7 protein-coding genes are annotated in these 7,982 nt (G+C 41.7%); 1 reads left to right on the top strand and 6 read right to left on the bottom strand.

Annotated features, from left to right (window positions below):
* Positions 1 to 224 precede the first annotated feature (224 nt).
* Positions 225 to 1,085, top strand: a complete 861-nt coding sequence (locus LD39_RS01505; RefSeq protein WP_035542115.1) for an STAS domain-containing protein — start codon at positions 225 to 227, stop codon at positions 1,083 to 1,085.
* Positions 1,086 to 1,199: 114 nt separating this feature from the next.
* On the opposite strand, the gene LD39_RS01500 is transcribed toward LD39_RS01505, so the two are convergent.
* From LD39_RS01500 to LD39_RS01475, 6 genes are all read right to left on the bottom strand, one after another.
* Positions 1,200 to 3,158 (bottom strand): PTS fructose transporter subunit IIABC, encoded by a 1,959-nt coding sequence (locus LD39_RS01500; RefSeq protein WP_035542112.1) that lies wholly within the window; start codon positions 3,156 to 3,158, stop codon positions 1,200 to 1,202.
* Positions 3,159 to 3,256: 98 nt separating this feature from the next.
* Positions 3,257 to 5,167, bottom strand: a complete 1,911-nt coding sequence (locus LD39_RS01495; protein WP_035542117.1) for a BglG family transcription antiterminator — start codon at positions 5,165 to 5,167, stop codon at positions 3,257 to 3,259.
* A 190-nt stretch (positions 5,168 to 5,357) separates the two neighbouring features.
* Positions 5,358 to 6,098: an SIS domain-containing protein gene (locus LD39_RS01490; protein ID WP_035542111.1), complete on the bottom strand. Its 741-nt coding sequence runs from the start codon at positions 6,096 to 6,098 to the stop codon at positions 5,358 to 5,360.
* 14 nt (positions 6,099 to 6,112) lie between these two features.
* Positions 6,113 to 6,835, bottom strand: coding sequence for a GntR family transcriptional regulator (locus LD39_RS01485; protein WP_035542110.1), 723 nt, complete (start codon positions 6,833 to 6,835; stop codon positions 6,113 to 6,115).
* Positions 6,836 to 6,865: 30 nt separating this feature from the next.
* Entirely contained in the window at positions 6,866 to 7,606 is a 741-nt protein-coding gene (nagB, locus tag LD39_RS01480) for a glucosamine-6-phosphate deaminase (protein WP_035542108.1), read from the bottom strand.
* Positions 7,607 to 7,612: 6 nt separating this feature from the next.
* Positions 7,613 to 7,982 (bottom strand): amidohydrolase family protein (locus LD39_RS01475; protein ID WP_035542106.1); only part of this gene is annotated, 370 nt, incomplete at its 5' end.

The raw sequence follows: 7,982 nt of genomic DNA, 5'->3' as shown, positions 1-7,982 counted from the left end.
GGAAACGAACTCCGCTTCCACAGGGGGTTTTTCTATGCCTTACGTTGACGTTCCTCCTGTTTACCCCATTAATTTCCACCTCAGGTCATCCAAAATATGGATGATCTGAGGTGGAAATTAATGGGGATATATAAAAGCTTTAATTCGAATATATACTCTTCGATATGGTAAAATGAAACAAATACTAAAAAAGCCAGAACGGTCTTTCTTATAGGAGGGCGTACATGTCCAATAGATACAATCTAGCTTCATCCGAATTCCACTCTCTTAGAACAGCTTCTAAGAAACTTTTTAAGATCATCAGTAAACGACTGAACGTGAATACCGCTTATGTGACAAGACGTGGGAAGACAACAATGACCGTTCTCAGTTCTTATAACGATAAAGAGGAGATTATTCCTGAAGGTTACTCTGTTGAATATGGAGGGACTTACTGTCGACTCATTATCTCCAATCAAGAAGATAAGATGAGCACAACAGATTTGACGAAGGATGTATTAACAAGAGATCTTGATGTTACTCCTCAGCTGAATGTCAAAGGATTCTTAGGCGTCACTTTGAGGGATCCATCAGGCCAAGTATTCGGTACTTTATGTGTGATGGATAAAGAAGAAAAAGACTTCAGTGATGACGATGTTGAATTTCTGAAGTCGATGGCCGATGTACTTTCCCATTTAATTGAACTTGATGAGACGAAATACAATATGGGATTGCTGAATGTGCCCATCATTCCGATCACCAATGGAGTCTCCATTCTAACAATTCAAGGGATTATTGATGATTATCGTGCTGAAAAAATTTTGAGAGACGTCTTAAATTACGGAGCTCAATATGAGATTGACTACTTTATCATCGATGTCTCAGGATTGGCTATCTTAGATAATGATTTTCCTCAAGTCCTGATTGACCTTGTGCAGTCATTGCAGCTTATGGGAATAGAAACTATTATTACAGGAATTTCACCTCAATTGGCTAAAAATGAGGTGAATAATACACAGCTTCTGCACTTGAATACGAAAACCGTATTTAACTTGGAAGCCGCCATGAAATATATTGGCTTTTCACTTATTGATAATAATAAATAATCAGCAATGCGCAGGGATTCCCATCCCTGCGCATTTTTATTTTAGAAGATTCCCATTTAATGTCACCTTAGGTCATCCAGAATTTGGATGACCTGAGGTAGTAAAGGTATCCTATTATTCTATGGTTTTTAGCAATTCATAAGCTTGATCCTTAGATTTGGATAGAAGTAATTCTTCTCTAAACGAAGCGTCCATCAATTTCCTTGAAAGCATTTGAAGGATTTTCAAATGATCATCACCTTCTCTTTCCTTAGGAACAGCAATCATAAAAATGAGTTTCGCATCTGAACCATCCATACTGTTCCAATCGACTCCATCCCGTTTAATTCCAAATACAACAGCCGGCTTAGTAACGGCTTCTGATTTCCCGTGTGGAATAGCAATACTCATTCCTAAACCAGTTGTACTTTCTTTTTCCCGATTAATAATTGCCTGTTTAAACTCGCCTGAAGACGACAAAATATGATTTTCATCCAACTTTTGAATCAATTCATCTATTACAGCGTCACGAGTTTCACCTTCCAAATCTATATCAATTAATTCTGGAGTAGTGATATCCGTCAATTTTGTAATTGATTGTCCTTCCTTCGGTGCTTCTTCAGTATGGTTGGAAGCTTTATGTTTAGCTACCGGATTCTCAGCTGGTATATCAACAGAACCTCCACCTGATATTGCTACACTACTAACGTCCTTTTTCAATGCATTTACCATAAAAGCTGTAACTATGATTCCTATAGCAGCCGCGATGAAAAACATTAGAACATTATTAACTGCTCCAAGCACTGCAACAATCGGTCCGCCATGCGCTACCCTATCTCCAACATTGCTTATCATCGCAATCACAGAGCCTGTCATTGACCCAACTACAATACTAGGAATAACCCGTAGCGGATCTTGTGCTGCAAACGGAATAGCCCCCTCAGTAATTCCGAAGAGCCCCATTGTAAAGGAAGCTTTTCCAGTTTCACGTTCTGCTTGTTGATATTTCTTCTTATTAATAAAGGTTGCGAGCCCCATACCAAGCGGTGGAATACAAATCGCTACAGCAATAGGACCCATAATTTCATAGTTTCCTTCAGCAATCATTGCAGCTCCAAATAAAAAGGCTACTTTATTGAATGGTCCGCCCATATCTACCGCTATCATCGCTCCTAAAATTAATGCAAGCACAATAGAGCTTGTTCCCTGCATACCTTCGAGCCATTGTGTCAGCCCTTCAAAAATTCCTGCTACCGGCGCACCAATAATGAAAATAAACAAAAGACCGACGATGAGTGAAGCGATAACCGGAATAAAAATGATTGGCATGACCGGCTGAATGGCTTGAGGTACTTTTAGCTTTTTGATACCAAGAACGACGTAACCTGCTAAGAAACCCGCAATGATTCCTCCGATAAACCCAGCTCCTGCTTCACTTCCATAAAAGCTTCCATTCGCTGCAATATAGCCTCCTATCAACCCAGGTGCAAGACCAGGACGATCTGCAATACTAACCGCAATGAACCCTGCTAAAATCGGTACCATAAAGCTGAAAGAAGCTGCACCTAAACTTTCAATCTGTTTCCAAAACGAATCATCAGGGATGCTGAGTCCCCCTGGAGTCTGTTCTCCTCCTACAGCTAAAGCGATTGCAATCAACAGTCCGCCAATTACGATGAAAGGAATCATATAAGAAACTCCATTCATTAAATGGCGATAGACCGGATTTTCTTTATCTTTCTTTTGCTTTTTGACGGCATCAGCCGACGGCATTGCTCCTTTGTAAACGGATACATTTCCGTCCATAATTCTTTGAATTAATTCTTTTGGTTGACGAATTCCCTCTTGCACGCCAACAACGATCAGTGGTTTACCACCAAACCGCTCTTTTGATACCTCTTTATCACTGGCAATAATAATTCCGTCCGCCTCTGCAATATCTTGCTCTGTTAAGGCATTCTCAACACCGATGGAGCCTTGAGTCTCTACTTTAATCTCGATCCCCATTTCATCTGCTGCTTTTTGCAAATTCTCTGCAGCCATGTACGTATGAGCAATGCCGACAGGACAAGCAGTAACTGCTAGTACTTTCATGATTTTTCCTCCTTCGTTCAGTTCCTATATCTATCATAAATCGAAAATCGCTCAAAAAAATCATTCATTTTTACCGGACTTCCGGTAAAAATGAATGATTATCTTAACACTTTTTCTAAGTCTCTGACACTTCTTGCGTCAATCATTTTTTGTACTAACTCAGGTTTAGTGCTAAATCTTGAAATCATATGCATAAGAGGACGAATCTTTTTTTGATCTTGTTTAGCAATGGCTAATAAGAATACGATGGAAACGAACTCATTCCCCCACTCAATCGGTTCCTTTATTACCGCCATCGCTACAGTCGATTCTTTTACTTCTTCTGGAGGGGCATGCGGGATAGCGATTCCACCACCAATTGCCGTTCCTGAAGTTCTCTCCCGTGTAACCGCGTGATGAGAAAAGCTGGACGTCACATATCCTTTATCAGCCATTTCTTTCCCAAGCATCTCGATTACTTCATAACGATGCACTGGATTCAAATCAAAATGCACTACTCCATTTCTCAACCATTCTAGTAGCTCGTCTGTAAAGACTGGTTTTTCCGTAGATTTTTGCAAAAATTGATCAAGCTTCTTCCGATCCTCGGCCTTTAATAATGGAGATATAACGAGGTGTGGAGTATCTTTAACCTCCAATTCTTTAGTAGACAGGATGAAATCCACTCGCTGGTTCTCTAGTGTCTCTTCTAATTCGCGGATGCCAATGCATCCTGAAATTTCAATTCCTTTATAGGACTGCTCCAGCTTAGCTTGCAATAAATGAGACATACCCACGCCAAGTTCGCAGACAATTAGAACCTTTTTCTTTGTTTCCCTTTTCTTTTGAAGTCGTTCAATAGATGCTTGAAAATGTAGTACTAAATAAGCAGCCTCATCTTCGGGAATATGGATAGAATAGTTTTTGTTCACTTCCTCCAGGGCCATGACGACCATGCTGAACATATATGGATACATCTTTTTTATTTCATAGAGCATCGGATTCCGAATTGACAACCCGTACCTCACGCGATGCACTGTAGATGGTAGGTGAACCCTCAACCCATCCATAAGAATAGGATCATTTCTAAAATCAGACATCGTCATAATCTGCAATTGAGTAGTCAGTTGATTTAATATATTGTTCATCAACTTATTAGTTTTGTCATCCGTTTGTTGAACTAAATTCGCCTGATTACAACTCATTAAGTGCCATGTAAAATAGACTTTTTCTGAATCAGGAAGGGAAAGGCGCAATACTCTTTCTATATTATTAAAAATTGATACGGTCATAGAATATTCTTGCGATTGGCGAACAGTATTTATTTCCTCATCTTTGATAATGATAGACGAGTTCTGCCTCGATCGTTTCATCATGACAAGAGCATGAATAACTAAGCTTTCTACTTTTTCATCTGATAACTGCCAATTATAATATCCTAACACCCTAGTAATTGCTTGCCTAACAAGGTCTACCTCATAGGTTGGGAACAATTGAAGAATATAGGAGCTAGAATATTCCTCTTGGGCTACAAGTTCTGATAAATGCGCAAGAGCGTTCCTCTTATCGATCTCTTTACCAAGAATACTACTTCCAAGACGTTGTTTGGATACAACATTTAAACCAAATGTCTTTACCCACTTGTTGATTTTCAGCAAGTCACTTCTTATCTCTGTGGAGGTCGCGTAATATTGGTCCGCCATTCCTTGTAAAGTTAAGGGATTATTCTCTACTAGCAAATGATAAGCTATTTCTAGTATTCGGTCCTGCTCTGTACTCCATTCCGATTGATAAAGAAAGTTGAAAATACGTTTTTTCTCCTCTTCATCAACTATCAATTGCAAGCCGACACCGGGCTTACGCTGCAGTGTCGCCTTAGACTTTAGCTCCAAAAACTCTTGAATGATTTTCAAGTCATTTCGGACAGTTTTCTCCGAACATTGGAGGTCATCAGCCAGCTGTTGAACACGAACTGCCTCATTGGAATGAAGCAATAAAGTTCTCATCATTTTAGTTTGTCTTTCATTCACCACAAACACCCTCTATCGTATTGAAACCACTTTCATTCTAAAGGAAGTCCTTTATGTGTGCCAACCTTGCACCTAAATAAAGCTAAATAGTTAAATGTTGTCACCTCAGGTCATCCAGAATCTGGATGACCTGAGGTGACATTAATAACCAAAATAAATGAGCCTTGCTTTTTGCAAGACTCTTCTGGCTTCATTCAACCGCTCCGAAATCGATTCGATCTGCATATTTCTTCATTAATTTGCTGTTATGTTCAGCTGCGCCATCTACGTTCCCGCTCAGGAACACTGGCGGCTCCCCGCCTTTGTCCGCCATTATGCCGATTGCTTCGGCAAATATGGCATTCATAACTGCTGCGCCAACAACCGTTGACGTGGAAGCAAATGAAACCGGCAATTGATCATGCTGCATCACGGCATCCCCAAGAGGACTTCCATTATCAATCGCAATATCCGCTACATCGCTCAGAAATTTTCCACTCCGATGCCGGGAGGTCTGTTCTTTTGTATATAGATGAGAGGAAAGCGTGATAACGAATGCCCCTTTTTCTTTCCCTCTTAGAGCAACATCAATCGGGACTGGGTTCTTCCCGGAAGTTGAGAACACAACAAGTACATCCCCTGGCCGAATGTCCTCTTCAACCATGAATGTTACCGCGAGATCCTCCTGACGCTCCAAATTTGTGCTTCGAACGGCCCCTTCATGAAGCATCAAGCTTTCAATAAAAATTGGCCGAATCGCGGCCAGACCTCCCGCTCGGTAGTAGCCCTCCTCAGCAAGCATGTGCGAGTGGCCAGTTCCAAACAAGTGAACGATGCCACCTTGATGGATAGCCTCAGCAATCCGTGCTGCCGCTTCACGCATAACAGAATTCTGAGAATCGCTTATTTTTGTAAAAAGGGCTTGGACTTGATCAAAATACTGCTGTATCAACACACTCTTCCTTTCTACCGCTTCATCTCTGCGACGAATTTATAGCGATCTCCCCGATATGTCGATTTTACATGTTCGAAGGGAGAGCCGTCACTCAAATAAGTCGTCCGCCGAAGCAGTAAAACCGGTGAGCCAACCTCAATATGGAGCATCTCACTCTCCAATTGTGAAGCTAGTGACGGTTCAAAGGACTGGACGGCACGCTCGATGGACAAGCCCATTTCTTTTTCAATGTAGTTATAAAACGACCCTTTAACAATTTCCTCGGAAATAAGGGGTAGCTTCTCCTTAGGCAAACTTAAAATCTCATAGGCCATAGGCTCCCCGTCTCCAAGCCGAAGTCGATTCAGTTGATAAATCTCCTCCCCCTCCGGAAGCTGAAGCTCATGACTGACTTTTGCGGAAGCTTTTACAATTTGAAACTCCTTCACAAGTGTCCCAGGTTCAATGCCTCTTCTTCGCATATCCTCAGAAAAGCTCGTAAGCTGCATTAAAGGTTGTTCAATTTTCTGTTCAGCGACAAAGCTGCCTTTCCCTTTTTCGCGAACAAGAAGGCCCTCGTTCGCCAAATTCGTAATCGCCTGGCGAACGGTCATCCGGCTTATATCATATTTCTCGGCCAATTCCCGTTCTGAGGGGATCACCTCTCCAGGCTTCAATTCTTTATTTTCAATCATCGATCGCAAATGTTCTTGTATTTGATAATAGATTGGAATCGGGGATTGTTTATCAATCATATTTTCTCACTCCGTTTATGAATGGACTCCTTAAGATTCGTTGACGAAAAGCTTCGATGCCGCATCCTTATCAACAAACAGCGTCACATCGGGATGATTCTTTAATGCTGTAATCGGCCATGATCCACTAACTTCGCCCTGCACAAGCTGGTAAATCGCCTCTGCTTTTCTTTCACCGCTGGCAAGTAAGACCACCTTTTTGGCATCTAAAATCGTTTCAATCCCCATCGTAATGGCACGAGTAGGAACCACGTCTTTGGAATCGAAAAACCGGGCATTGGCTTCTCGTGTCGATTCCTTCAGTTTCACTTCATGTGTTCGCTGGTTAAAAGGTGTACCAGGCTCATTAAACCCAATATGGCCATTCGTCCCTACGCCCAGAAGCTGAATATCGATTCCACCAGCCTGTTGAATGAGCTGTTCGTAATGCTCGCTTTCCTTTTTTGGATCCTGTACAGTGCCGTCCGGTATAAAGGTCTGGTCATCCCGGAGCCCCACCGGCTGGTAAAAATGCTCCTTCATAAAAGCGTAGAAGCTCTGTGGAGAATTTTGCTTAAGACCGATATACTCATCCAAGTTGAAAGTGAGCAGCTTGGATACATCGACTTCTTCTGACTTCAGAAACCCGACCAATTGATCATAGAATCCGATCGGCGTGCTTCCTGTTGCCAGTCCTAAACGAATCTCTGGTTGTTTATGGATTAAATGATAAAACATTTCTGCACTTTTACGACTCATTTCATCATAGTCAGCAACTTTAATGATTTTCATTCTAATTCACCCCATTTTATCATGATTGACTTCGTTCCCTCTACAAAAGGTCTGCTTTACGTTATGGCCAGCATCTAAAACCACTAAGTCCGCATCTTTCCCTTTCGCGATGCTTCCTTTTCGATCATCAACACCCAGCGATTTTGCTGCATTCCATGATGCCATCTTCATGACATCCAACTTCGAACTCTCTACAAACGAACTCAAGTGACGAACAGCTTCGCTCATCCTCAATACACTTCCGGCCAGCGTTCCGTTCGCGAGTCTTGCTTCGCCATTTTTTATGTTGACTTCTTGTCCACCAAGGTCATACGTGCCTTCACGTAAGCACTTTCCGCGCATCGAATCGGTAATCAGCATCATCCGGTCGCTTCCT

The organism is Halobacillus sp. BBL2006 (assembly GCF_000786645.1).
Lineage (GTDB): Bacteria > Bacillota > Bacilli > Bacillales > Halobacillaceae > Halobacillus.
This window is presented reverse-complemented; position numbering and strand designations above follow the sequence as displayed.

What these genes read in the sequence shown, in the direction of transcription:
- LD39_RS01485 (WP_035542110.1), bottom strand. Translation starts at nt 6,835, where the DNA reads ATGATTGATAAACAATCCCCGATTCCAATCTATTATCAAATACAAGAA.
- LD39_RS01505 (WP_035542115.1), top strand. Translation starts at nt 225, where the DNA reads ATGTCCAATAGATACAATCTAGCTTCATCCGAATTCCACTCTCTTAGA.
- nagB (WP_035542108.1), bottom strand. Translation starts at nt 7,606, where the DNA reads ATGAAAATCATTAAAGTTGCTGACTATGATGAAATGAGTCGTAAAAGT.
- LD39_RS01500 (WP_035542112.1), bottom strand. Translation starts at nt 3,158, where the DNA reads ATGAAAGTACTAGCAGTTACTGCTTGTCCTGTCGGCATTGCTCATACG.